This is a genomic window from Mycobacterium sp. FW102-FHT13B02 (genome assembly GCF_058790275.1).
Genome location: NZ_JBYTCM010000025.1, coordinates 18438 through 44735, shown reverse-complemented (window position 1 = coordinate 44735; position 26298 = coordinate 18438). Strand labels below are relative to the sequence as shown.

Genomic DNA, 26298 nt, shown 5'->3' with positions numbered 1-26298 from the left:
GCAAAAACCATGGGCAGTCGCCACTTCGATTGCACTCAGGTCTTTTCCACCTCTTCCAGCGCTCAACGCGAAGCCGTCCGAAATAGCCGAAATGGCTGTGGAAACCAGACGTTTCCACAGCCATTTCGTCGATGTTGCGGCGGCTACTGCGCGGCAGTGACCGCCAGTACCCGCTCGGCCAGTTCCGGCCGGCACACGATCAGGTCGGGCAACTTCGGGTCTTCGCGGTTGTAGACCAGCGGCGAGCCGTCGATGCGCGAGGTGTGCAGTCCGGCCGCCCGGGCCACCGCGACGGGCGCGGCGGAGTCCCACTCGTACTGCCCACCGGCGTGGACGTACACGTCGGCCCGGCCCTGGATCACGGCCGCGACTTTGGCTCCGGCCGAACCCATCTCGACCAGAACCCCGCCGAGCGCGTCCCGCACCGTGAGGGCGATGGCCGGCGGACGGGTGCGCGACACCACGATCCGCGGCGGACCGTCGACCGCGCTGGGGGCGGCCACCTCGGGCGTGTGCAGCGTGGTGTTCTGTGCGGGCAGCGCCACGGCGCCGGCGACCAACTCGCCGGACTCCCACAGCGCCACGTGCACGGCCCAGTCGTCCCGGTCCAGCTCAGAGAACTCGCGCGTGCCGTCGAGCGGATCGATGATCCACACCCGGTCGGACGTCAACCGGGCGTTGTCGGCCCGCTCTTCCTCCGTCGCTTCCTCGGAGAGCACCGCGTCGCCGGGGCGCAGCCGCGCCAGCTCCGTCATCAGGAACTCGTGAGAACGCTTGTCCCCTGCCGCTTTCCGCTCCGCGGCGTCGGCGTCGGCGTACTCGGCCCGCACGTCCAGCAGCAGGTCACCGGCACGGGTGGCCAGTCGCTCTGCGACGTCGTGATCGATCATCGAGCCGCCACCAGCATGTCGACCACACGCTGCGCCTGGGCGTCCAGATCGTCCGGCGACAGCTTCAGGTCCGGGTTCTTCGGCCGCTGGTAGGGGCTGTCGATGCCGGTGAAGTGCGTGATCTCACCGGCCCGCGCCTTGGCGTACAGCCCCTTGGGGTCGCGGGCCTCGCAGTCGGCCAACGGGGTGTCCATGAACACCTCGAAGAACTCGAATCCCTGGTCGGTGTGGACCTTTCGCGCCAGCTCACGGTGTTCTTCCAGCGGGCTGATGGCCGGCACCAGCACGATCTGACCGGAATCGGCCAGCAGCGTGGCGATGTGGGCCAGCCGGCGCAGGTTCTCCGAGCGGTCGGCCATGGAGAAGCCCAGGTCGGAGTTCAGCCCGTGGCGCAGGTTGTCGCCATCGAGAACGTATGCGGGACGGCCCAATTCGAGCAGTTTGCGCTCGACCAGCATGGCCACCGACGACTTGCCCGAGCCGGACAGACCGGTGAACCACACCGTGCTGCCCTTGGACAGCCGGTCCTGCGCCGTGACGAGGTTGGCGTGCCGCACCGCATTCGGGCTCGCGGACCGGCTCGCGGCCGGGGTGGTGTCGCGCACCATGCCTGCGGCGACCGTGCCGTTGGTGTCCGGGTCGATCAGGATGAACGATCCGGTCACCGCATTGCGCGAGTACTCGTCGAGCAGCAGCGGCTGCTGCGTGCGCAACGTGACGCGGCCGAGTTCGTTGAGCTTCAACGCCGTTGCACTCTTGTCGCGGTGCAAGGTGTTGACGTCCAGTCGGTAGTCCAGGTCCACGACCCGGGCCCGCGTGGTCCGGGTGGTGTGCTTGATGAGGTAGTCCCGGCCCGGCTCGAGCGCCGCGTCGTCGGACATCCAGCAGACCGTGGCGTCGAATTCCTGCGTCGTGTACGGCTGGTTGTGCACCCGGGCGATCATGTCGCCACGCGAGATGTCGATGTCATCGGCCAGGTGGACCGACACCGCCATGGGCGCGAACGCCTCGTCGAGCGGACCGGTGGGGCCATCGATCGCGGTGATGGTGCTGGTCTTTCCCGCTGGGAGAACGACGATTTCGTCGCCGGGACGCATGACGCCACTGGCGATGGTGCCCGCGTAGCTGCGGTGGTCGGCGTGCTCGTGGGTCTGCGGCCGGATGACGTACTGCACCGGGAAGCGGGCATCCTTGAGGTTGCGGTCACCGGCGATGTACACCTCTTCGAGGTGGCTCAGCAGCGACGGACCTTCGTACCACGGGGTCTTGTCCGACTTGGTCACCACGTTGTCGCCGGTCAGCGCCGACAGCGGGATGGTGGTGACGTCCTGGATGTCCAGGCGTGCCGCGAACTCATGAAAATCATCGCGGATAGTCTCGAATTGCTTTTGGTCCCAATCGATCAGGTCCATCTTGTTGACTGCCAGCACAATGTGCTGGATACCGAGCAGCGAGGCCAGGAACGCGTGCCGGCGCGACTGCTCGAGCAGGCCGTGACGGGCGTCGACCAGCACGATGGCCAGCTGCGCCGTCGAGGTACCGGTGACCATGTTCCGGGTGTACTGGATGTGCCCCGGGGTATCGGCGATGATGAATTTCCGTTTGGCCGTGGCGAAGTAGCGGTAGGCGACATCGATGGTGATGCCCTGTTCCCGCTCGGCGCGCAGGCCGTCGGTGACCAGTGCGAGGTCGGTGTATCCGTGGCCACGCTCCTTGGAGGTGCGCTCGACGGCAGCCAGCTGGTCTTCCATGACGGCCTTGCTGTCATAGAGCAGCCGGCCGATCAGCGTGGACTTACCGTCGTCCACCGAACCGGCAGTGGCGATGCGAAGCAACGTTGCCATCAGAAGTAACCCTCTCGCTTACGGTCTTCCATGCCGGCCTCAGAAATCCGGTCGTCTGCGCGGGTCGCGCCGCGCTCGGTCAGTCGGGACACCGCGGTCTCGGCGATGACTTCTTCGACAGTCGAAGCCTCCGACTCGACGCAGCCGGTGCAGGTGACGTCGCCGACGGTGCGGAAGCGCACGGTCTTGGTGATCACCGGCTCGTCCTCGCGGGGCTTCAGGTATTCGTGCACCGCCAGCAGCATGCCGTCGCGCTCGAAGACCTGACGCTCGTGCGCGTAGTAGATGCTCGGCAGCGCGATCTCCTCGGCGCCGATGTAGGCCCAGATGTCGTACTCGGTCCAGTTCGACAGCGGGAAGACGCGAATGTGCTCGCCCTTGCGGTGCCGCCCGTTGTACAGGTTCCACAGCTCGGGGCGCTGGTTCTTGGGGTCCCACTGGCCGAACTCGTCCCGGAAGCTGAAGACGCGCTCCTTGGCGCGGGCCTTCTCCTCGTCGCGGCGGGCGCCACCGAAGGCGGCATCGAACTTGTTCTCGCGGATGCCGCGCAGCAGCGACACGGTCTGCAGCGGGTTACGCGACGGGCCGTTGTCGACGACGCGGCCGGCGTCGATGTCTTCCTGCACGCTGGCCACGACCAGGCGCAGGTTGTACTTCTCGACCAGGGCGTCGCGGGTGGCGATGACCTCTTCGAAGTTGTGGCCCGTGTCCACGTGCATGACGGGGAAGGGCAGTCGGCCCGGCGCGAACGCCTTGATGGCCAGGTGCAGCATCACGATCGAGTCCTTGCCACCGGAGAACAGCAGCACCGGCCGCTCGAACTCCGCGGCGACCTCGCGGATGATGTGGATGGCCTCGGCCTCCAGCGATCGCAGATGGCTCAATTCGTATTTGGCGGCCCGCTGGTCCACCTTGGACGCCTCGGCGGCGTCGGGAGTGACGGTCATCGTTTCCCCGTAAAGTTGGTAGAACTGGTCAAGATAAGAACCATGGTCAGAATTTACGTGGCCAGTGGTGCAGTGTCAACGTTTGCGATCTCCCAGATCAGCTGGAGCAACACTCCGCCGCGGCCAACGATTTCCCGGCTCCGCTGACGCGCGCGCCCGCGACCAACCTGACAGCTTTTCCGGATGCACTGGTGCCTCGGCCGGCGGTCGATTGATACGCGGCGAACGAGACAACCTGACCACCCCTCGCTTCGGGCCAGGTAGGCATCACTACCTGCCAGGTAATTGAATCGACTACGCGCCGCGCGCACACTTCGGTGTCATGAGTCCGCACACCGGCGCCGAGGTCATGGCGCAGTTCATTCCGCAGTCACCGCTGGTCGCCAAACTCGGCATCGTCGTCGAAGCGCTCGACGCCCCCGAGGTGCGGTTGCGGATGCCGTGGGACCCGTCCAACACCACGCTCGGCGACATGGTGCACGGCGGCGCGATCGCGGCGCTGGCGGACGTCACCGTGATGGCTGCGGCGTGGTCGACCGAACTGGCACCGGAATCGCTTCGCGGTGTGACGATCTCGATGTCGGTTCAGTACCTGGCACCGGCCCGGTCGACCGACCTGATCGCTGTCGGACGCGTCCTGCACCGCGGAAAGTCGTTGGTGCACTGCGAAGTCGAGATCACGACTCCGGGCGGCGACCCGGTGGCCAAGGCCGTCGGTACCTACAAGATCGGGTGAGCGCAGACGCCGGATTCAGGCGGACGCAACGTTATGCCTCGGATCGCAGTCAGCATGTGGCTGCAATCCGAGGCGTAGACGCGTGCAGAACTCAGTGGGGTGCTTCCAGGTCATACACCGTGGCGCCGCCGACATCGAGCTTGGCGAAGTGCCCCGTCACCCATGCGGTGATCTCTGCGGCACTCCCCCGTTCGCGGCCACCCGGCCCCGGGCCGCGCTTGTGATCGCCGGCGATGAAGTAGTGAATCTGGCCGTCCTCGACATACTGGCGGAACTGCGCCAAGGTCGGTGAGTTGTCACCACCGGAGAAGCCACCGATCGCCATCAACGACTTGCCGGTGCTCAATTCCAGATCTCCGGCCTGGAAGGAGCCGACCGTCGCGGCGGCCCACCGGTTGTTGGTGCCGCGGATCAGGTTCTCGAGTTCGGCGTTCGGCCCACTACGGCCCGGCCCGCCGGGCCCGCCGCCCGGCCACGAGTCACCGCCAGGGCGCGGCGGGCCGGACATCGACCCGGGACCACTGCTGTGGCCTTGCGCCACGTTGTACACGGCGAATGAGGCCGAACCGGCCAGGCCGGCGACGATCGCGACGCCGGCGATGACGGCCACCAGCCGTCCGGAACGCTGCCCCGCCACCACGATGGCCACCGCCGACAGGACCGCCACCACCGCGATGCACCAGCGCAGCGCGGGCATCCAGTGCGGGGTACGGGACAGCAGCGCAAATGCCCAGCCGGCCGAGACGACGAGCAGCACCGCGAGCAGCAGACGGGCCGGCAGCTTGTCCCGGCGCTGCCACAGGTGCGCGACCGTCATGCCCGCCAGTGCGGCCACCGCCGGCGCCAAGGCGACGTTGTAGTACGGGTGCACCGTGCCGTCCATGAAGCTGAACACCGCGCCCGTCACCAAAAGCCAACCGCCCCAAAGCAGCACACCAGCGCGAATTAGGTTAGGACGCGGCGCACCAGGCCCGCCTGCGCGCGGAGCGCTGACACTCGCCCACAGCAGCAGCACCAGGCCGATCAACGCCACGGGCAGCAACCACGACACCTCGACGCCCATCGACGGGCCGAACAGCCGGGTGATGCCGGCGTGCCCGCCGAAGAACAAGTTGTCCCGCATTCCACCGCCGGGACCGGGGCCGCCGCTGGGACGGTCACCGCCGGTGATCCGCTCGACGCCGTTGTAGCCCAAGGCCAGCTGCAGCAGGCTGTTGTCGGTGGACCCGGCAATGTATGGACGGGAGTCGGCGGGCCAGAGGCTGACCAGCGCCAGGTACCAGCCCGCCGAAACCACCAGGGCCGCACCCGCCATCAGCAGCGCCGTGACCCGGCGCCAGAGCCCGAACGGCGCGGCGATCAGGAACGCCAGGGCCAGTCCCGGTACCGGCAGGAACGCTTGCAGCATCTTGGTCAGGAAGGCGAAGCCGACGATGGCTCCCGTCAGCGCCATCCACCGGGCCGACGTGGCGAACGCTGTGGACTGGATGGCCCGCACCGTGCAATAGGCCGCCGTGATCAGCAGCAGCACGAGCAGTGCGTCGGGGTTGTTGAACCGGAACATCAGGGCCGCAACGGGAGTCACGGCCAGCACCAGGCCGGCCAGCAGTCCGGCGGCCGCGCCGCTGGTGCGCCGGACCGTCGCGTAGAGCATGCCGACCGCGGCCACACCCATGAGGGCCTGCGGCAGCAGCATGCTGAATGCACTGAATCCGAACACCCGGCCCGACAGGCCCATCAGCCACAGCGCGGCCGGAGGCTTGTCGACCGTGATGGCGTTGCCCGCGTCAAAAGACCCGAACAGCAGCGCTTCCCAGTTCTGGGTTCCGGCCTGCGCCGCGGCGGCGTAGTAGGAGTTGGCCCAACCCGACGAGCCGAGCGCCCACAGGTACAGCACCGCAGTCCCGGCCAGCAGCGTCAACAGCGCGGATCGTTCCCATACCGGGCGAGTCCAGATTGCCGTGCCGCGGCGGGGTTTCGGCAAATGAGCGACAGGTGGCGCAGTGGCGATCACGAGCGGGTCTCCTCGGAAGCAGTTGTGGTGCAGGTCAATTCGCGCGCTTGGGGTGGAACACCCAGCCACGCAGCAACACGAATCGGACCGCGGTCGCGAGCAGGTTGGCGGCCACCAGCACGCTCAGCTCGACCAGGTGATGGGCATGGGGCACGAACACGTGTAGTCCGGCGAGCGCGCCACTGGTGATCGCCAACGCGATGCCGAAGACGATCAGACCTTCGAACTGGTGCCGTGTCGCACTGACGGCACCGCCGCCGCTGACGCCGAAGGTGAAGCGCCGGTTGGCCGCGGTGTTGACCACCGCGGTGAGCAGGAGCGCGACAAGATTGGCCGTCTGCGCACCGAGCGGCGCGTGCATCATCATGAACAGCAACAGGTAGGCCAGGGTGGATGCGACGCCGATGGTGCCGAACCGGACGACCTGACGCAGCAGCGAGCGGGGCGCCCCGGATCGGGGGGACGAACCCAATTGGGCGGCAATGGTGTTCACCGGGATGGAACCGTTGGCGAAGCCGCGCAGCAGGCGACCGACGCCTTTGAGGTCGGCCGTGGCGGTGGCGATGATGTCTACCCGGCTGTCGGGGTCGTCGACCCAGTCCACCGGGACCTCGTGGATGCGCAGCCCGGTGCGCTCGGCCAGCACCAGCAGTTCGGTGTCGAAGAACCAGCCGGTGTCCTCGACGAGCGGGAGCAGGGCCTGGGCGACGTCGGCCCGGATGGCCTTGAAGCCGCACTGGGCGTCGGAGAACTTGGCGGCGAGCGCGCCGCGCAGGATCAGGTTGTAGCAGCGCGAGATGAACTCTCGCTTCGGTCCGCGCACGACCCGGGAGCTCCGGGACAGCCGGGTGCCGATCGCCAGGTCCGAGTGGCCGGAGATCAACGGCGCCACCAGCGGGCCGAGAGCGGCCAGGTCGGTGGACAGGTCGACGTCCATGTAGACCAGCACCGGCGACGGAGAGTGCGACCACACCTCGTGCAGCGCCCGGCCCCGGCCCTTGAGCTCGAGGCGCACGACCCGGACGTTGTCGAATTCGGCGGCCAGTTCGGCCGCGACCTGCGGGGTGTCGTCGATGCTGGCGTTGTCGGCGATGGTGATCTGCACCGGGTACGGGAAGTGCTCTTCCAGGTGTCGGTGCAGCCGGCGGATCGAGCCGGGCAGGGCAACCTGCTCGTTGTAGACGGGGACCACCACGTCCAGGACCGGAACACCGGCCGCCTGAGCAGCAACCGCCGCGTTCTGGCGGGTGGTGAAGCGGCGCTCCATGTCGCTCTCGAGCACGTTTGTCATGTCACCAATATTTGGGCCACAGCTTTAGCCCGCCATGGGGTGAAGCTATGGACAAGCTATGTGTTTTGCGCGACGAGTTGAGGCGGGTGGGTCAGGTCGTAGACGACGGTGCCCTCGACCGTGGTGGCCGTGAAATGCTCGCCGACCCAGGTGGCGATCTGCTGGGATTCCTGGCCGCTGTTGCCCTGTCTCGGGCGGCCCCAGCCCATCTTGACGTCGCCATCGATGAAGTAATGAATCTGGCCTGCGGCGACGTACTGCTGGAACTGCGCGAGGGTCGGCGCCGGATCGGTGCCGTTGAAGCCGCCGACGGCCATCACCGGGGCCCGCGCGGCCAGTTGGTAGCCCGCGGCGTTGTTGGAGCCGACGACGGCGGCCGCCCACCGATACTTCGCGGCATCGGTGCCCAGCAGTGTGGTCAGGGCTGCCCCGGGCACCGGCGAATCGAGGAGCCCGCCGCCCGGCTTGAATCCTTGTGGCGGCGCACCCATCGCGTGTCCAGGCCCACCGGCCGGTCCCCGGGCCATGCCGTGTCCGGGAGGCGGCCCCCAGTTTCCGTGGCCGCCCGCCGGTCCCACCGACGGCATCGCCCCGGTGTGCGAAGCCCCGGCAGTGGCTACCGAATACACCGCCGGCGCGGCCAGGCAGGCCGCCACCGCCACCACGGCGGCAAACCGCGCCGGGCGGAATCGCGGCGGCACCAGTAACAGCGCCACAGCGACGGCACCGATGGTCGGTACCACCACTCGCAGCCAGTTCAGGCTGCCGCCGCGGCTCAGCAGTATCTCGACCACTGCCACGGTGGCGACCACTGCGCCCGCCATGGCGAGCCGTGCCGGTATCGCCGTGCGGTTGCGCCACATCAGGACCGAGCCGATGCCGAGGCACGCGCCGATGGCCGGCGCCAGCGCAACGGTGTAGTACGGGTGCACGATGCCGTTGGCGAAGCTGAACACGGCAGCGGTGAAAACCAGCCACCCGCCCCAGATGATCAGGGCCGCCCGCGTCGTGTCGGTGCGCGGTGCCCGGCGGGTCAGCCACAGCCCCGCAACCAGGCAGATCAGGGCCGCAGGCACCAGCCATCCCGCATAGGTTCCCATGCTGGCGCCCAAGAGCCGGTTCCAGCCGGCGTCGAAATTCGGATTGCCGAGGCCCCCGGGCTCGTTGCCGTTCAATCGACCCACGCCGTTGTAGCCCAGAGCCAGTTCGATGATCGAATCATGTTGCGATCCACCGACATACGGCCGCGCCGAAGATGGCCACAGCTCGACAAGCAACAGGTACCAACCGCCCGAGATGACCATTGCCGCCGCGGCGCCGAGCAGCCGCCACCACCGCGTACGCAGCCGCGACGGCCCGGCCACCAGGTACGCCGCGGCGAACGCCGGCAGCACCAGGAACGCCTGCAGCATCTTGGCCAGGAACGCGAACCCGGCGGCCACCCCCGCGGCGATCAACCAGCCACGGCCCGCGTCTTCTTCACAGGCGCGTTGCACGCAGTAGGCGCTCATCACCAGCAGCAGGACCAGCAGCGCATCGGGATTGTTGAACCGGAACATCAAGGTGGCAACCGGTGTCAGGGCGAACACCGCCCCGGCCAGCAGCGCCGCGGCCGGCCCGGCAGCGCGACGGACCGCGGCGTAGAGCACCGCCACCGCGGCCACTCCCATCAAGGCCTGCGGCACCAGGATGCTCCATGAGCTGAGCCCGAAAAACCGCACCGAGAGGTCCATCACCCACAGCGCGCCAGGGGTCTTGTCGACGGTGATGGCATTGCCGGAGTCGCTGGCGCCGAACAACATCGCGGTCCAGTCGCTGGCACCGGCCTGTGCCGCCGCTGAATAGAAGCTGTTGGCCCAACCACTGACCGACAGGTTCCACAGGTACAACACAGCCGTCGCCGCCAGCAGGGCGCCGAGCTGGAGCCACTCCCGGACGGGGCGGCGCAATACGGGGGTCACCGGTCTGATTGTGCGCGTGCGGGTTAGGCGGACGTGGAGGCGACGCTATGCGGTGGCTGTGAGACCGAACCCGCCGGAACCGCAGGCAACCGCACCATGAATACCGTCGCGCCGGGTCGGCTGCCGACGCTGATGGTGCCGCCGTGCGCCTTCACCACGGCGGCGACGATAGCCAGCCCCAGCCCGGTGCTACCGGCCTGCCGGGACCGCGACGAGTCACCGCGGGCGAACCGCTCGAACACCTCGGGCTGCAACGCTTTTGGAATGCCCGGGCCGTCGTCCGCGACGCTGATCACCGTCGCGTCCGGTTCCGCGGACAGCGCGATGGTCACCGATGTTCCCGCCGGCGTGTGCGTACGGGCATTCGCCAACAGGTTCGCCAGCACCTGATGCAGCCGGGCCGGATCACCCTCGATGATGACGGGTTCGTCGGGCAGGTCCAGCGACCAGTCGTGATCGGGACCGGCGACGTGGGCATCGCTGACGGCATCGACGACCACTTGCGACAGGTCGACGCTCTCCATCTCCAGCGGCCGGCCCGCATCCAGTCGCGCCAGCAGGAGCATGTCCTCGACAAGCCGGGTCATGCGCGCCGTCTCGGATTCGACGCGGTTCATCGCGTGGGCGACGTCGGCGGGCAGCTCGTCGCTCTTGCGTTGCGCCAGTTCGGTATAGCCGCGGATCGCGGCGAGCGGCGTGCGGAGTTCGTGACTGGCGTCGGCCACGAATCGGCGCACCCGCGTCTCACTGGCATGACGGGCCGCAAGGGCGGCGGCGATCCGGTCCAGCATGCGGTTCAGCGCCGAACCCAGTTGGCCCACTTCGGTGTGCGCGGCAACCGGGTCGACGTGCACGATCTCCGTCGGCAGCTGCACCTCTCCCCGGTCCAGTTCCCGGTCTGCCACGTCGCGCGCGGCGGCGGAAACCCTTGACAGCGGGGCAAGTTGGCGCCGGATGATCCAGAAGCCGACCGTCGTCGCACCGATCAGTGCCAGCGCCCCCACCACACAGAACATGCCGAGCACCCACAGCAGCGTGTTGTCGACGTGTCTGGTGGGCAGCCCGGTCACGATGGTCTGCGGCCCGCCGTGCCGGGGATGCATGCCGATGACGCGATAGCGGCCCAGCCCGTCGATCTCCATGGTCCGGATCTTGCGGTCCGGCGGCACCTGCGCCAATTGTGCTGTGGCCGTGGTACTCAACGACGCGCGACTACCCTCGGAGGTGATGACGCCGGTGTCGACCTGGCCGCGGAACACCACCGCCCCGAGGGTGCCGACGGCCTGCCCGGGCGCGTTGAGGAAGCCGGGGCCGGGGCCGGCCTCGGGATCGAAGCGCATGCGGAAATGCGGATCGAGGGACGGCCGCGGCACCCCACCGGTCAGGGGCGGTGCCATGGGCGGTGGCGGCAGCTCGAAGATGGCAGCCGAGCGCCGGCCCGCCTCCAATACCTGGTCGTTCAACTGGTGGAGCAGAAAGCGTTGCAGCGCAAACTCGGTCGCCGCGCCGACGCCGATGATGACCAGTGCCAGCAGCAGTACCTGAGTGACCAGCAAGCGGACGCGCAGCGACCAGGATCGCGGTTGCCAGATCCGCGTGCCGGACACCTCAGCGGGCAGGTCGGAGGACATATCCGGCGCCACGCAGGGTGTGGATCATGGGCTCGCGTCCACTGTCGATCTTCTTGCGCAGGTAGGACACATACAGCTCAACGATGTTGGAGCGGCCGCCGAAGTCGTAGCTCCACACCCGGTCGAGAATCTGGGCCTTGCTCAGCACCCGCTTGGAGTTGCGCATCATGTAGCGCAGCAGTTCGAACTCGGTGGCGGTCAACGTGACCTGCTCGCCGCCGCGCGTCACCTCGTGACTGTCCTCGTCGAGCACCAGGTCGCCGACGACGATCTGGGCGCCGCCGGCCTCGTTGGCCACCCCTGTGCGTCGCAGCAGCGCTCGGAGTCGCAGCACCACTTCCTCGATGCTGAACGGCTTGGTGACGTAGTCGTCGCCGCCCGCGGTCAAGCCGGCAATGCGGTCCTCGACCGAATCCTTCGCGGTCAGCAGCAGCAGCGGCAGCCCCGGAATCTGCTCGCGGAGCTTGCGCAGCACGTCGAGCCCGCTCATGTCGGGCAGCATCACGTCCAGCACAACTACGTCGGGCGGGTTGTCCTTGGCCAGCGCGATCGCGGTCGCACCATCGCCGGCGGTGGCGATATCCCAGCCCTCGTAGCGCAACGCCATGGAGACGAGCTCGGCCAGGACCGGCTCGTCGTCGACGACCAGGACGTTAATGGGCTTCCCGTCGGCCCGGTGCATCACGACGCGCGGGGTTTCACTGTCACGGGCGGGACTACTGGGACCTGTCACAGCTCCATTATTCGCACCGGTGTGGGCCTCGACTGTGGCAAATCTATGTACGAGCTGTGAATCGGGGCCGGCCCGGCTAGCCCTGCGGGTTGGTGTTCGGGGACTGACCCGCGAACAGCGGCGCCTTGCCGGTGATCGACGGTGCCGCGAACGTGACGGGCACGGTCGTGCTTGTCGACGTGATCAGCGTGGTGTCGGCCGTCGTCGTCTCCGACGGGGCGGCCAACACACCCGCACATATGGCTACCGCACCCATCGCGGCACTTCCGCCGATGATGCCGATCGCCCATTTCATGGTGATGCCGGAAGTCGCTGCTCGACTCATGGCTTGCCTCCCGTGTACTTGGGACCACTGCGCTGCGCCACGCCGTCGGGGCGCGGCCGGTCATATATTTCAAGTCAAGCGCGCCAATCTGACAGGCTGCTGGACTGGTTCTGCCAGTTCGCCAACACGGTCTATTCGCCATCTGAGAGGTCGCTGGACTGCATATGTCAGTTGTCAACGCCGCCACCACGCCGGTAATTCCGCCCCGGGCCGCCGTCATCTCTTAACCTGTGCGCATGCGGTTTTCGGTGAGCGGCCCATGACGCGGTTCCTGATCCGCCGATTGTTCAACTACGCGATCCTGTTGACGCTGGCGACATTTCTCACTTTCGCGCTCACGTCGGTGACCTTCCACCCGCTGGACAACCTGTTGCAGCGCAACCCCCGCCCGCCTCAGTCCGTGATCGACGCCAAGGCACACGACCTCGGCCTCGACAAGCCGCTGCTGCCGCGCTACGCCCACTGGGCATCCGGTGCCACACATGGCGACTTCGGGAAAAGCGTTACCGGGCAGCCTGTTTCAGAAGAGCTGGGGCGGCGGGTGTGGACCAGCCTGCGACTGGTGGCCATCGGATCGATCCTGGGCAGCATCATCGGCGTAATCATCGGGGCTTGGGGCGCGGTCCGGCAGTACCGGCTCTCCGACCGGACCATCACCGTGCTGGCCCTGCTGATTCTCAGTGCTCCGACATTCGTCATCGCCAACCTGCTGATCCTCGGCGCGCTCGGCGTGAACGAGGTACTGGGATTCCAACTGTTCCAGTACACGGGCGAGACCTCGCCGTACGCGGCAGGTGGCTGGCCCGGCTTCATCGACCGGCTGCAGCATCTGGTGCTGCCGACCACCACCCTCGCGCTGGCCGCCATCGCCGGATACAGCCGGTACCAACGCAACGCCATGCTCGACGTACTCGGCCAGGACTTCATCCGTACCGCACGCGCCAAGGGCCTGACGCGCCGCCAGGCGCTCTTCAAACACGGCCTGCGCACCGCGCTGATCCCGATGGCGACGCTATTCGCCTACGGGGTCGCCGGGCTGGTCACCGGCGCGGTGTTCGTCGAGAAGATCTTCGGCTGGCACGGCATGGGTGAATGGATGGTGCAGGGCATCCAAGGTCAGGACGCCAACATCGTCGCCGCGTTCACCTTGTTCTCCGGGACCACGATCCTCATCGGTGGCCTGCTGTCCGACATCGTCTACGCCGCCCTCGATCCCCGGGTGCGGGTCTCATGAGCGTCCAGTTCGGGCTGCCCCGCGCCCGGTTCGCATCGCGCCGCACGCTGGTGACGCGGCGGTTCGTCCGCAATCGTCCCGCGGTGGTGTCCCTCGTGCTGCTCGTGACGTTGTTCATCGGCTGCTATGCGCTGCCGCCGCTGCTCCCCTACTCGTACACCGACATGGACTTCGGCGCGCTGCTGCAACCACCGGACGGCCGGCACCTGTTCGGCACCAATGCCCTCGGGCAGGACGTCTTCGCGCAGACGCTGCGCGGCATGCAGAAGTCGATGCTGATCGGTGTCTGCGTGGCGGTGATCTCGACGGTCATCGCCGCGACGGTCGGCTCGGTCGCGGGTTACTTCGGTGGCTGGCGGGACCGGGCCCTGATGTGGATCGTGGACCTGCTGTTGGTGATCCCGAGCCTCATCATCATCATGATCATCACCCCGCGACTCGGTCAGTCCAACCGGGTCTTCTGGTTGATCGTGCTGTTCTCGATATTCGGCTGGATGATCAGCTCACGCATGGTGCGTGGCCTGACCATGAGCCTGCGCGAACGCGAGTTCGTCACGGCCGCACGGTATATGGGTGTCAGCCACGCCAGAATCATCGCGCGCCATATCGTGCCGAATGTGGCCTCGATCCTCATCATCGACACGACCCTCAACGTGGGCATGGCGATCCTCGCCGAAACCGGTTTGAGTTTCCTGGGTTTCGGGATCCAGCCACCCGACGTATCCCTGGGCACGTTGATCGCCGACGGCACCCCGTCGGTCACCACATTTCCCTGGGTCTTCCTGTTCCCGGCCGGGGTCCTGGTAGTGATCGTCCTGTGCGCCAACCTGGTCGGTGACGGCCTGCGCGACGCGCTCGATCCCTCGGCGCGGCCCCGGCGGCGGGCGGTCAAGCGATGAGCGTGCCACTGCTCGAGGTCCGCGACCTCACTGTCAGCTTCCAGACCTCGGACGAGGACGTCTCGGCGGTGCGGGGCATGAACTTTCACATCGCGCCCGGCGAGGTGCTGGCGTTGGTCGGCGAGTCCGGTGCGGGTAAATCGGCCACCGCCATGGCGGTGGTGGGCCTGCTACCCGAGCATGCCCAGGTGACCGGTTCGGTGACGCTGCAAGGCAAGCAGCTCGTCGGGCTCGACGACGCCGCGATGTCCGAAGTGCGCGGCCGCGTGATCGGCACGGTATTCCAGGACCCGATGTCGGCACTCACCCCGGTGTACACCGTCGGCGACCAGATAGCCGAAGCCCTTCGCGTGCACGACCGTTCAGTGGGGCGGCATGCTGCGCGCAAGCGGGCGGTCGAACTGCTGGAGCTGGTCGGCATCAAACAGCCCGAGGCCCGCGCCAAGGCATTCCCGCACGAGTTGTCCGGCGGCGAGCGGCAGCGCGTCGTCATCGCCACCGCGATCGCCAACGACCCCGACCTCATCATCTGCGATGAACCCACCACGGCACTCGACGTCACCGTGCAGGCGCAGATCCTCGACGTGCTGCGCACCGCCCGCGACGTGACGGGCGCCGGGGTGCTGATGATCACCCACGACCTGGGGGTGGTCGCCGAATTCGCCGACCGCGCCATGGTGATGTACGCCGGCCGGGCGGTGGAGACCGCGCCGGTGGCGAACCTGTACCGCGACCGGGTGATGCCGTACACCGTCGGCCTACTGGGATCGGTGCCGCGGCTCGATGCCCCGCAGGGCTCGCGGTTGGTGCCGATTCCCGGTTCACCGCCGTCGATGGCCGGCCTCGCGCCGGGCTGCCCGTTCGCGCCGCGCTGCCCGCTGGCGGACGACGACTGCCGGGCGGCCGAGCCGGCGCTGCTCGAGGTCGGGCCCGGGCACGCCGCCGCCTGCATCCACACCGACCAGGTGACGGGCCGTAGCGCTGCCGAAATCTACGGGGTGGCAACCGAACCCGAGGTGGTGGCGGATGACGACGCCGACCGGCCCGTGGTGCTCACGGTCAGCGACCTGGTCAAGACCTTCAAGCTCAGTGGCGGAATGTTGCGGCGCAAGGTCGGTGAGCTGCGGGCGGTCGACGGGGTCAGCCTGCAGCTGCAGCAGGGCCGGACCCTTGGCATCGTCGGCGAGTCCGGCTCCGGCAAGACCACCACGCTGGATCAGATTCTGAATCTGACGGCACCGCAATCGGGTTCGATCACGGTGCTCGGTCACGACGTGGCCGGCCTGAACCGCGAGACGCGGCGGGAGCTGCGCGGCGACCTTCAGGTGGTGTTCCAGGACCCGGTGGCCGCTCTCGACCCCCGGCTGCCGGTGTTCGATGTCCTGGCCGAACCGTTGCGGGTCGGCGGGTTCGACAAGAACCGCATCGAGGACCGCGTCAGCGAGCTGCTCGGCATCGTCGGCCTGCGGAACGAGGACGCCGCGCGCTACCCCGCCGAGTTCTCCGGTGGGCAGAAACAGCGCATCGGCATCGCCCGCGCGCTGGCGCGTCAGCCCAAGATTCTGGCGCTCGACGAACCGGTGTCGGCACTGGACGTCTCGATCCAGGCCGGCATCATCAACCTCCTACTTGACCTGCAGCAGCGCTTCGACCTGTCGTATCTGTTTGTCTCGCACGATCTTTCCGTGGTCCGGCATATGGCCCACACCGTGGTGGTGATGTACAAGGGCGCTGTCGTCGAACAGGGCGACGCCGCACAGGTTTTCAGTGATCCACAGGACCCCTACACCCAGCGGTTGCTGGGTGCCGTGCCCCAGCCCGGAGGGGAATGATGGATTCTCGTCGTAGCCGACTGCTGACGGTCCTGGTGGCCGTGATGGCTACTGTCGCGCTGGTCATCACCATCGGCGGCTGCTCGAGTCAGTACCGCGGATCCAGCGCCGGCGCACCGAAACTCGGAGCGGCCAACGACCTCAACCCGCGAGATCCGTCGACCCTCAAGCAGGGCGGCAATCTGCGGCTGGCGCTCACCGCGTTTCCGGACAACTTCAACACACTGAACATCGATGGCGGTACCGCAGACACCGCCGCCATCCTCAGGCCGACCCTGCCACGAGCCTTCATCGTCGGCCCCGACGGTTCGACGACCGTCAACCACGACTACTTCACGGACATCCAGCTCACCAGCACCGACCCTCAGGTGGTCACCTACACGATCAACCCCAAGGCGGTGTGGAGCGACGGAACCCCGATCACCTGGCAGGACATCGCTTCACAGATCACCGCGACGCGGGGCAAGGACCCGGCTTATCAGATCGCCAGCCCCAATGGCAGTGAACGCGTCGCATCGGTGACCCGCGGCGTCGATGACCGGCAGGCGGTCATGACCTTCACCAGCCACTACGCCGACTGGCGCGGCATGTTCGCCGGCAACGGCATGCTGCTGCCGAAGGTTTCCACGGCCAACCCCGAGGTGTTCAACAAAGGCCAACTGACCGCGCCCGGCCCGTCGGCGGGACCGTTCGTCATCTCGAATGTCGACCGCGCTGCGCAGCGCATCACGTTGACCCGCAACCCCCGCTGGTGGGGAGCCCGGCCGCTGCTGGACAGCATCACGTTCCTCGTACTCGACGACGCCGCCCGGATCCCGGCGCTGCAGAACAACGCCATCGATGCCACCGGGCTGGGGTCGATCGATGACATGGTGCGTGCCCGACGCACCAAAGGTGTCGACATCCGCACCGCGCCAGGGCCCCTTTGGTCGCACCTGACCTTCAACGGCGCGCCCGGCTCGATTCTCGCCGACCCGGCACTGCGCCACGCCATTGCGATGGGCATCGACCGGCAGACCATCGTCACAGTCCTGCAGCACGGCCTGGTGGACCACCCGGTGCCGTTGAACAGCCACATCTACGTCGCCGGCCAGCAGGGCTATCAAGACAACAGCGGCGGAGTGCCTTTCGACCCGGACGCCGCGCGGCGAGAGCTCAATGCACTGGGCTGGACGCTGCCTGCCGGCCGCTCGGTGCGGGAGAAGGACGGCCGGCCGTTGAGCGTCCGGCTCGTCTTCTATGACGCCTCCGGAGGCCGGCAGATCGGGCAGATCGTCCAGAAGACCCTCGCCGAGATCGGCGTCCGGCTCGAGCTGGTGGTGTCCTCGGGCGCAGACCTGTTCAGCCAGTACATCATTCCCGGCAACTTCGACATCGCCGCGTTCGCCTGGCAGGGCGACGCCTTCCCGTTCGGCGGTCTGACCCAGATCTATGCCGCCGACGGCGAGAGCAACTTCGGCAAAGTCGGCACGCCCGAAATCGACGCCAAGATCGAGCAGACCCTCGACGAACTCGATCCGGTCAAAGCACGGGCGCTGGCCAATCAGCTGGATCGCATGCTCTGGGCGGAAACGTTCAGCCTGCCGCTCGCGCAGTCTCCGGGAAACGCTGCGGTCCGAAGCACTTTGGCCAACTATGGCCCAGCAGGACTGGGCGACCTCAACTACATGACGATCGGGTTCACCAAGTCCTGAGCTGGCGGATGGCCCGCGGCAGCGCGGCCGGCACCAACGCCTCCGCGGCCGCGGCGGTCGTGATGCCCCGTACCATCAGGCGGATCGCGAAATCCAGCGGTTCGTTGTCCAATTCTGTTGCCCGGTCCGGCAATCCCGCGTGCTCACCGGCGACCACCGCAGCAGCGATGGTCAGCGCCGACCCCTCCCGCATGTCGAGCACACTGTGCCCCGCGGACGGCAGTTCCAGCAGTACCGCGTCCGGAATCAGCGCCGCGACCCGCCGCGCGACCGCCGGCGGCGTGATCAGGTCACGGCCGCCGGAGATCACCACGGTGGGCCAGTCGAATCCCGGCATCGCCGACACCAGATCGAACGGTTCGGCGACGAAATCGGCGTCGCCGGTGGCGGATTCGCGATATGCCAGCGCCGGGTCGATCGGCAGACCGTCGGGTTCGGGGGCGTAGTTGAGCTCCTGGTAACCGATGTGCTCGACGAGATCGGGTTCGTGCCGATACGGCATCTTGCTCTCGAACAGCAGCTTGGTGCTGTGCCCGATGGCGTGCCACAACAATCCCCGTCCGGTGAGCAGCAACTCGAGCTGCTGCTCGAGCACCTCCGGACCGACCAGGCCGTACAGCCCGGTCGCCAACTGCACCACCCAGGGCGTCAGTTTTCCGTCCGCGGCCAGGTCCCGGACCCGCCTCGCCAGACCCTCGGTCGACGGCGCGGTGCCCTCCCATAACGCCGCCCGGGTGGCCTCCCGCACCGCCTCGATGTCATCAGCGCAGAGCAGCGGTGAGTCCAGCACCATCGCGTGCACCCGATCCGGATGGCGCACCCCGACACCCGCCGCCAGGTAGCTGCCGTAGGACGTACCGTAGACCACCGCCGACTCCACGCCGGCGTCCTCCACCACCGCCGCGATATCGTCGACGGCGGCCTCGATGGTCAGCGCCTCAGTGGGCAGGTCGGCGCCGGCGTCGTCGTGCCGGGACATCCCGATGCCGCGGTGCTCGACCATGATGACGTCCAGGCCCGCAGCCGTCGCCCGGCGGCGCAGATTGCGGTAGTGCCCGATCGAGGCCGCGCCCGGCCCGCCGGGGATGATCACCAGCGGATGGTCGCTGGGCGGGCCGGTCCGCACGTAGAACAGATCGAATTCCTCTGCGCCGTTTGGCCGGACCGGTCGGCGCACCGACGTCACCCCGGGCAGTGCCGCGAGCTTGTCGTGCGCCCGGCGGCGTTTGGCGTTCATGGTCATCGCGACTCATTGTGCCGCGCGCAGCTTCGGCATCACTGAGAGTCCGGAGGTGACTCCTCAAGCAGTGATGAGGTCGGCGGCTTTCTCCCCGATCAGCACGCTCGGGGCGTGCGTGTGGCCGCGGATGATCGTCGGCATCACCGAAGCGTCGGCCACCCGTAGCCCGTCGACGCCGCGTACCCGCAGCTGCGGGTCGACCACGCTGGCCTCGTCGGTGCCCATCCGGCACGTCGTGGTCGGGTGATAGAGCGTGTGCGACGTGGAGGCCAGGGCGAGCTCCAGCGTCCTGTCGTCGAGCTCACGTGCGCCGACCGGCCGGGCGATGTCGCCGAGCAGGCCCTTCAGCGCCGGCGCCTGGGTGATGTCCGCCAGCATCCGCAAGCCCGCCAGCAACGCCGTGCGGTCGGCGCCCTCAGGGTCGGACAGGTAGCGCGGGTCGATGACCGGCTTGGCCAGCGGATCCGCCGACGCCAGGCGGATGGTGCCGGTGCTCTTCGGCTTGACCAGAATGGGTCCCATCGCCACCGCATCGCGCGGGTACGCCTCGCCGATGCCTTCGTCGAAGAACGGCGCAGGCGCGAAGATCAGCTCGACGTCGGGCTGAGCGAGGGCGGGATTGCTGCGCACGAACCCGTACGCCTCACCGACGTTCGACGTCAGCATGCCGCGGCGACGGCTGAGGTAGTTGAGCAGTTGCACCGGCTTTTCGGCGCTGACCAGGGTCTCGCAGTTGGCGTCGAACCCGAGCAGCACCACCAGGTGGTCCAGCAGGTTCGAGCCGACGCCGGGCGCATCGTGGACGACGTCGATGCCGTGCTCGGCCAGGTGCTCGCGTGGACCGATGCCGGACAGCATCAGCAGCTGCGGGCTGTTGATCGCACCGCCGGAGAGGATCACCTCGCGGCGTGCCCGGACGGTCTGGCGACGGCCGTCCGCCTCGTACTCGACGCCGACCGCCCGGCCGTCCTCGATCAGTACCCGCGTCGCGGTGGCGCCGGTACGCAGGTGCAGGTTGGACCGCCGCAGGGCCGGACGCAGATAGGCGTCAGCGGTGCTCCACCGGGCGCCGCGGCGCTGGCAGACCCTGGTCTCGACGAACCCCTCATGGCCGCACTGCTCGGCGGCTTCCAGCCACGCGGCGGTGATGCCGCGCGGGCTGCGCTGTGGGCTGAGCACCAGCGGCCCGGCTTCGATCCGGTCGAAATACTTCTCCACGGCCGCGTACGACCACTCTTCTCCGGCGAGCTCACCCCACTCGTCGTAATCGGCGGGCAGTCCGCGGACCCACATCATGGCGTTCATCGACGACGAGCCGCCGAGGGTCTTGCCGCGCGGCCAGAAGATCTTCCGGTCGGCGAGCTCGGGCTGCGGCTCGGTCGAGTAGTTCCAGTCGAATTCACCGCGGAACAGCTTCGCGAAAGCCGCCGGGATGCGGATGAACTGATTCTTGTCGGCGGCCCCCGCCTCGAGTACCACCACCTGCGAGGCGCCGTCGGCACTCAGACGATCAGCCAGCACCGCGCCGGCCGAGCCGGTCCCTACGACGACGAAATCAGCGATCACGGCCGCAGTCTGTCACGAAAAGGCCCCCGTCACGGGCCTAAGCGGTGAGCTCGATTCGCGTGGCGTCCTCGACATTGGCGTAACGCTCTGGGCTGCAGGTCAACACGATCACCTGGCCGTCGCCGCCGACCGCGTCGAACACCTCACCCATCCGGGCCAACCGGCCGGCATCGGTGAACCCCAGTGCATCGTCGATGATCACCGGGACGGTGTCCTCTTTGGCCACCAGCGCCGCCCCGGCGAGCCGGGCCACGATCCCGAGCTGTTCCTTGGCCCCACCGGACAGGCTTTCGTACGGCACCGTGGTGCCGCCGACGGTGCGACTGCAAATCCGCAGATCACTGTCGACCTCGACGGTGAAGCTGTCGCCGAACACGATGCGCCCCAGCCGTTCCACCTCGGTGCGGAACGGCGCCACGTACCGTTGCCGGGCCTGGTCGCGGTGCCGGCCCATCACCGTGCGCAGCAGCTCAGCCGCCCGGGCGCGACGGCCCACCGCGGCATGCTCAGACTCCGCGTGCCGCAACGCCACCTCGGCGACATCGAGTTGACTCTGCCGCCCCTGAGTTCCATACGCCTTCAATTGCGCTGCGACGTCGCGCAATTGGTCATCGAGTTCGCGGCGCCGGGCACCGATCCGCACCGAATCCGCAATGGCCGTTGCCAATTCGGCATCGACGACGTCGGGTGTGGTGGCCGCCAGCGCGGTGGCCAGTTGCTGTTCGCGCGCCGTAGCGGCGGCAGCCTGCTCTCCCAGCGTCGCCACGCGCTGGCTCAACGTGGCGTCGTCTTCGACTTCGCGCTGCCGAGCCAGTCGCTCGGTGGCCTCGGCGAGCGCGGCCGTCGCCGCAGCCACCTTCTCGCGGGCGACTGTCGCCGCAGTCAGCGCGGCGGCCACGGCCGCCGCCGCAGCGGTCGCTGCATCCCGGCACTGCTCGTAATCGGTTGCCGTACGCCGCTGTTCGGCGTCGGCGGCCTCCAGCTCCGCCCGCGCAGCCCCGACATCGATGGGACCGGTGTCGCCGAACTGCTCCTGCAGCGCCGCGAGCCGAGCCGCGAGCACCTCGACCGTGTCGGCGCCCAGCAGCGTCTGCCGGGTGACGGTCAGCCGATCACGCTCGGCCTCCAGTTCGCGCCGGCGGGTGTCCAGCGCACGCGCGGCCTCGACATCGGCCACACCGTGCGGCTGTAGTGCAGCCGCCAGGGCCCTGCGCGCGGCGTCGAGGACAGCGCTGGTATCCGCGGCTGGGGTGCCGGGCAGCACCCGTACGGTCAGCAGACCCGGGAGCTCCACGTCGGTCCGGCCGCCCACGCTGGTGGCCCATTCCGTCCCGGCGGACAATGTGACGTCCTGGTCTGCGACCCGCAGCTGCACGTCACCTTGAGCAACCAATTCGATTCGCGCCGAGGCGAGTTCAGCAGCTGCGCCAGCGCGATCCACAGCCGCGGCGGCCGTTTCGACCGCGCGCATGCCCGCCGCGGTCAGCGTGATCTTGGCCAGCTGCTCGGCCACCACCGCGAGTTCCTCGGCGGCGGTCCGCACCCGCTGCAGTTGGCCGGCCAGCCGATCGGCTTCGGCGCGCTGCGAAAGCTGGTCCACCACCCGCCGCGCCGCGTCCAGGCGCGCCCGACCGGCGTCCACCACGGACCGCGCCACTGCCACGGCGGTATCCGCGGTCCGCTGGAGCTGCACCGCGGCCACGTGCTGCTGCCCGGCATGCTCGGCCGCGGCGGTCAGGTCACCGATACTGCCGGTCCGCTGCTCGACGTCGGCCTGCAGCCGCCACCGCTCGTCCAGCGCACTCCGCGCTGCCGTCGCCGTGGCCACCGCAGCTTGCGCCTGCACCCGCGCCTGAGCGAGCTCGTCGCGGATTCGCGCCACGGCGCCGGCCGCCTCGCGGGCCGCGGCCAGCCGCACGTCAGCGGCCGTCAATTGCTCCGCGGCCGTGGCTAATTCAGCGGTCAGCTCACCGTGTCGCCGAACCGCGTCGTCGACCTCGGCCACCGCTGCGGTGCGCGCGGCAACCTCGGCCTGTGCGGCCTTGAGACCCTTGATGGCCTCGGCCCACACACCGGTGGGACGGCCCGTTTGGGTGAAGTACTTCAAGAATTCGACATCGATCCGGTCGACCAGCAGCGGCTCGTTGCCCGACAGGGCACCCTCGAGCGCACCGGCCTGGCCGGCCGCGACATCGAGTGCCCGCGCCAGCGCATCGCAGCCGGCCAGATCGACCGGCACCGTGGCCGCGGACTGCAGGACACGCTGGGCCCGCCAGAGTTCGGTGTCGACTGTCTCGTCGAGCATGGCCCGCACCCGGTCGTGCGCCTCGTCGCCGGTGAGCTGCTCGCGCCGCGGCGCCAGGACGGTCAGCCGTGTCTCGGCCTTCTTGTGAAACCGCTTGTAGTACTCGAACCGGTAGGGGCCGGTGGAGATTTCGGCGGTCACCTCGGCGCCCACATCGGCATGCGTCGGCTTGACCTGCTTGACCTCTTTCTTGGTCGAGCGGTCCTTGGACTCCAACAGCAGATCGAGCGCCTCGATCATGGAGGACTTACCGATCTCGTTGGCGCCGGCGACCACCACCACGCCGCGGTCGGGAAAATCGATCTCGCGGTGAGTGATTCCGCGGTAATTGGTCAGAATCAGGCGGTGCAGCTTCATGCCGCGGTGCCTCGATCCACCAGACGCAACAACAGTGCGAGAGCCGCACGGGCGTCCTCGGCATCGTCACCCGATGCGCTTGCGGTGCCGACCAGTTCGTCGACCGCTGCCGCGGCGAACCCGCCGATGCCCAGGTCCGAGAATTCGCCGTCAGCCGGGACAACAACGAGGTCGGTGTGCCGCTCCCAGGTGGTGAGTGCCGCGAACAAACGCGCGTAACGATCCAGGCAGGCGTCGAGCACAGCCTTGTCGGAAATGGTCAGCGACCCCGTCAGTGCCAGCCGGACCACGGTGCGCTCCTTGTCCGGCAGTCCGTCGAGATTCAGGTCCAGGTCGGCGATATCACGATCCGTGTCGACGATGCGCCGCAGCGTGACGAACCGCCACTGCCCCACCCGCCGGGCCTCGACCGTCACGTTTTTGGCCTCAGCTGCCACATCCAGGTCCACCACCAGCACGTGGCCCGAATCTGCTTCGATGTCATCGTAATTCGTGACTTCCGGCGCACCGGAGTACCACACCCGTCCGGTGCTGCCCACCTCGGTGCGAGAGTGCTTGTCCCCCAACGCCACATAGTGCACAGCGCCACGGCGTACGGCGGCCTCGACGGCATCCAGCCGGATCAGCGCCGGTTTGGTGGGATCAGGGTCGAGGACGTCAACCCCGCCGTGGCCCACAACAATTCGGGTGACGCCGTCGGCCGGAAGGTCACCAACCACATCACCTGTCAGGTCCGTGGTGGGCGCCTTGGAGCGCCACGGCGCACCGACGATCTGCACCCCGGGCCGCAGCTCATGCACACCGTCGAGCACCGTGACGTTGGGCGGGCATTCGGCCAGGAACAAGGTGCTGGTGTAGACCGACGACGGATCCAGCGGATCGTGATTGCCGGGCAACAGGAAGACCGGGACCTTGATGGCCCGCATGGCCTCGAGCGACAGGCTGACCTCACGCGGGTCAAGCTGGTTGTGCTCGAAGACATCGCCCGCCACGACGACGAACTCGGCACCGACCTCAGCGCACAGGGCACCGAGGCGAGCCACCGCATCACGACGTGCGGCCGAGTAGCGCGGCTGCGCCTCACCGCCCAGGAAATGCCGGGTCATACCGAGCTGCCAGTCGGCGGTGTGGACGAAACGCATGGGGCGAGTGTAAATCCGGGCACCGACAACTCCGGGGATCTACGGTGGGCGGGTGACGGGAACCCGAACATTGATCCTGCTGCGGCACGCGAAATCCGACTATCCCGAAGGTGTCGCCGACCATGACCGGCCGCTGGCCAAGCGCGGCATCCGGGAGGCGGCATTGGCCGGGGAGTGGATTCGGCAGCATCTACCGCCCGTTGGCGCCGTCCTGTGCTCGACCGCCACCCGAACCCGGCAGACGCTCGCCCACACCGGGATCGACGCACCCGTGACGTACGTCGAACGCCTCTATGATTCGACGCCGGGCAGCACCATCGGCGTCATCAACGGCGCACCGGAGGCGGCGAGCACGCTGCTGGTGATCGGCCACGAACCGGTCATCTCATCAGTCGCCCTGGGCTTGGCGTCGCCCGACACCAGTGACCGCGAGGTGACCGAACAAATTGCGATGAAGTACCCGACATCATCGATCGCGGTCCTGCACACCGACCGGCCGTGGGCAGAGCTGGAACTGGGCAGCGCCAGGTTGGTGGAGTTCCACATCCCCCGTTAGGAGTTGGTGGCGAGCGTCAGCTCCATCAGCTTGGTGGCCATGCCGCAGGTGTCCGCACCCGGTCCCTGGGGGTTCACCCACCAGCCCACGACACCGGCGGCGTCGCTGGCCACACCGCACGAACCGTTGGGGTCGTTCGGGTGCATGATGATCGACTTCACGCCGGCGATCGCCCTGTTCTCGTACTTGTAGTTGAGGTGCTGGGCGACCTTGGTCTCCTCGTCGAGGCTGCCCTGCTCGTACCAGAACCGGGTGATGTCGATGAGGCCCGCGGACTGGTTCAGCGCCTGCCAGCGGCAGACCGCCCCCACGAAGGTGCTCTGGATGTCCAGCGGGTCCGCACCGACCGTCTTGGCCAGCACGTCGTTTGTCAGCACGTCGCACTCTTTGAGCAGATTGGGGTACGAGTCGGCCGAATGCTCACTGCCGCCGCCCGCACCTTCCTTCATCGCGGTGCCCTCGACCGACCGCGCGCATCCCACGAGCGCCAGCGCAGACATCACGACGACGGCTCCAGCCAGTTTTCGCTGTGTCATTTCGCGTTCGCAATCGATTGCCGGGAGAGTTCCTTCGCGATGTCACACGGGTCGGGGAAGGGCTTCTGGGAGAAGCTGATGGACCATTCGATGAAGTCGTCATCGAACTGGATGCCGACCTCACACAGGCTCTTGCCGATCATCGGGTCCTCACCGAGTGCGACGAACCCGGAGTGGCCCTGAATGTTGACGTCGTTGACGTCGGCGCGCGTGCGTTCCTCGGTCTTGCGTTCGCGGCCGATTGGGCTGCCCCGATACCAGGTGAACGAGAAGTGCGGACCGAGGATGCCGCCATTGACCAGCCACTGGCAGCCGACGGAGTTCTTCGCGGTGTTGACGAGGCCGGCGACCTGGGTCAGCTGGCTGACCGTCTGATCACTGACGCCGCCGCACACCGGGAACATCGGGCCGTGCTTGGCCGGGCCCGCTGCCGACGGGCCCGACGGGCCGCCCGCGGGAGCGCCGCCGCTGTTGCCCTGGTCCGAGCAGGCGGACATCGCCGGAATCATCGCCGCGGCAAGCACGGTCGCGGCGGCGGTCTTCACCTGTCTGCGGGTCACGCCAT

At 68.0% G+C, this 26298-nt stretch carries 21 protein-coding genes; 6 read left to right on the top strand and 15 right to left on the bottom strand.

Features of this window, described 5'->3' with window-relative positions; genetic code table 11:
* Positions 1-143: 143 nt before the first annotated feature.
* Genes AC3WTE_RS28255 through cysD form a run of 3 tightly spaced genes read right to left on the bottom strand, consistent with a single transcriptional unit; the run spans position 144 to position 3681 of the window.
* Entirely contained in the window at positions 144-890 is a 747-nt protein-coding gene (locus AC3WTE_RS28255; protein ID WP_492442805.1) for a 3'(2'),5'-bisphosphate nucleotidase CysQ, read from the bottom strand.
* Positions 887-2734, bottom strand: a complete 1848-nt coding sequence (gene cysN / locus AC3WTE_RS28250; RefSeq protein ID WP_492442804.1) for a sulfate adenylyltransferase subunit CysN — start codon at positions 2732-2734, stop codon at positions 887-889. The genes AC3WTE_RS28255 and cysN overlap by 4 nt, the downstream gene beginning before the upstream one ends.
* On the bottom strand, positions 2734-3681 hold the full coding sequence (gene cysD, locus AC3WTE_RS28245) for a sulfate adenylyltransferase subunit CysD (protein WP_492442803.1): 948 nt from the start codon (positions 3679-3681) through the stop codon (positions 2734-2736). Before cysD ends, cysN begins: the two co-directional genes overlap by 1 nt.
* A gap of 322 nt (positions 3682-4003) precedes the next feature.
* Between cysD and AC3WTE_RS28240 the strand changes: the two genes are divergently transcribed.
* The gene (locus AC3WTE_RS28240) at positions 4004-4417 is read left to right on the top strand and encodes a PaaI family thioesterase (RefSeq protein WP_492442802.1); all 414 of its coding nucleotides are present in this window, start codon (positions 4004-4006) and stop codon (positions 4415-4417) included.
* Between the two features lie 91 nt (positions 4418-4508).
* On the opposite strand, the gene AC3WTE_RS28235 is transcribed toward AC3WTE_RS28240, so the two are convergent.
* The 6 genes from AC3WTE_RS28235 to AC3WTE_RS28210 form a co-directional block, all read right to left on the bottom strand.
* The gene (locus tag AC3WTE_RS28235; protein WP_492442801.1) at positions 4509-6431 is read right to left on the bottom strand and encodes an ArnT family glycosyltransferase; all 1923 of its coding nucleotides are present in this window, start codon (positions 6429-6431) and stop codon (positions 4509-4511) included.
* A gap of 34 nt (positions 6432-6465) precedes the next feature.
* Positions 6466-7698 (bottom strand): bifunctional glycosyltransferase family 2/GtrA family protein, encoded by a 1233-nt coding sequence (locus tag AC3WTE_RS28230; protein WP_492442843.1) that lies wholly within the window; start codon positions 7696-7698, stop codon positions 6466-6468.
* A gap of 80 nt (positions 7699-7778) precedes the next feature.
* Complete coding sequence (locus AC3WTE_RS28225) at positions 7779-9692, bottom strand: glycosyltransferase family 39 protein (protein WP_492442842.1); 1914 nt, start codon at positions 9690-9692, stop codon at positions 7779-7781.
* A gap of 14 nt (positions 9693-9706) precedes the next feature.
* Positions 9707-11314, bottom strand: a complete 1608-nt coding sequence (locus tag AC3WTE_RS28220) for a sensor histidine kinase (RefSeq protein ID WP_492442800.1) — start codon at positions 11312-11314, stop codon at positions 9707-9709.
* A complete protein-coding gene (locus AC3WTE_RS28215; protein WP_459370260.1) occupies positions 11292-11996 on the bottom strand; it encodes a response regulator transcription factor in 705 nt (234 codons plus the stop codon). Before AC3WTE_RS28215 ends, AC3WTE_RS28220 begins: the two co-directional genes overlap by 23 nt.
* Before the next feature lie 127 nt (positions 11997-12123).
* Entirely contained in the window at positions 12124-12372 is a 249-nt protein-coding gene (locus AC3WTE_RS28210; RefSeq protein WP_492442799.1) for a hypothetical protein, read from the bottom strand.
* 259 nt (positions 12373-12631) lie between these two features.
* On the opposite strand from AC3WTE_RS28210, the gene AC3WTE_RS28205 reads away from it, so the two are divergent.
* Genes AC3WTE_RS28205 through AC3WTE_RS28190 form a run of 4 tightly spaced genes read left to right on the top strand, consistent with a single transcriptional unit; the run spans position 12632 to position 18031 of the window.
* Positions 12632-13606 (top strand): ABC transporter permease, encoded by a 975-nt coding sequence (locus tag AC3WTE_RS28205; RefSeq protein WP_492442798.1) that lies wholly within the window; start codon positions 12632-12634, stop codon positions 13604-13606.
* Positions 13603-14505 carry an ABC transporter permease gene (locus tag AC3WTE_RS28200; RefSeq protein WP_492442797.1) on the top strand — a complete coding sequence of 301 codons (903 nt, stop codon included), beginning with the start codon at positions 13603-13605 and terminating at the stop codon, positions 14503-14505. The genes AC3WTE_RS28205 and AC3WTE_RS28200 overlap by 4 nt, the downstream gene beginning before the upstream one ends.
* Entirely contained in the window at positions 14502-16337 is a 1836-nt protein-coding gene (locus tag AC3WTE_RS28195; protein WP_492442796.1) for a dipeptide ABC transporter ATP-binding protein, read from the top strand. The genes AC3WTE_RS28200 and AC3WTE_RS28195 overlap by 4 nt, the downstream gene beginning before the upstream one ends.
* Complete coding sequence (locus AC3WTE_RS28190; protein WP_492442795.1) at positions 16334-18031, top strand: ABC transporter family substrate-binding protein; 1698 nt, start codon at positions 16334-16336, stop codon at positions 18029-18031. Before AC3WTE_RS28195 ends, AC3WTE_RS28190 begins: the two co-directional genes overlap by 4 nt.
* Here the strand turns inward: AC3WTE_RS28190 and AC3WTE_RS28185 are convergent.
* From AC3WTE_RS28185 to AC3WTE_RS28170, 4 genes are read right to left on the bottom strand one after another with little or no spacing between them, the layout of a single operon-like run.
* On the bottom strand, positions 18018-19274 hold the full coding sequence (locus AC3WTE_RS28185) for an alpha/beta hydrolase (protein ID WP_492442794.1): 1257 nt from the start codon (positions 19272-19274) through the stop codon (positions 18018-18020). The two genes, AC3WTE_RS28190 and AC3WTE_RS28185, sit on opposite strands and share 14 nt — an antisense overlap.
* A gap of 57 nt (positions 19275-19331) precedes the next feature.
* Positions 19332-20837, bottom strand: a complete 1506-nt coding sequence (locus tag AC3WTE_RS28180; RefSeq protein WP_492442793.1) for a GMC family oxidoreductase — start codon at positions 20835-20837, stop codon at positions 19332-19334.
* A 37-nt stretch (positions 20838-20874) separates the two neighbouring features.
* On the bottom strand, positions 20875-23499 hold the full coding sequence (locus AC3WTE_RS28175; RefSeq protein WP_492442792.1) for an AAA family ATPase: 2625 nt from the start codon (positions 23497-23499) through the stop codon (positions 20875-20877).
* The gene (locus AC3WTE_RS28170) at positions 23496-24641 is read right to left on the bottom strand and encodes a metallophosphoesterase family protein (RefSeq protein ID WP_459368775.1); all 1146 of its coding nucleotides are present in this window, start codon (positions 24639-24641) and stop codon (positions 23496-23498) included. Before AC3WTE_RS28170 ends, AC3WTE_RS28175 begins: the two co-directional genes overlap by 4 nt.
* A gap of 52 nt (positions 24642-24693) precedes the next feature.
* On the opposite strand from AC3WTE_RS28170, the gene AC3WTE_RS28165 reads away from it, so the two are divergent.
* Positions 24694-25197: a SixA phosphatase family protein gene (locus tag AC3WTE_RS28165; RefSeq protein WP_492442791.1), complete on the top strand. Its 504-nt coding sequence runs from the start codon at positions 24694-24696 to the stop codon at positions 25195-25197.
* Here the strand turns inward: AC3WTE_RS28165 and AC3WTE_RS28160 are convergent.
* The gene (locus AC3WTE_RS28160; RefSeq protein ID WP_492442790.1) at positions 25194-25733 is read right to left on the bottom strand and encodes a DUF3558 domain-containing protein; all 540 of its coding nucleotides are present in this window, start codon (positions 25731-25733) and stop codon (positions 25194-25196) included. The genes AC3WTE_RS28165 and AC3WTE_RS28160 overlap by 4 nt on opposite strands.
* Entirely contained in the window at positions 25730-26242 is a 513-nt protein-coding gene (locus tag AC3WTE_RS28155) for a DUF3558 domain-containing protein (RefSeq protein WP_492442841.1), read from the bottom strand. The genes AC3WTE_RS28160 and AC3WTE_RS28155 overlap by 4 nt, the downstream gene beginning before the upstream one ends.
* Positions 26243-26298: the final 56 nt, after the last annotated feature.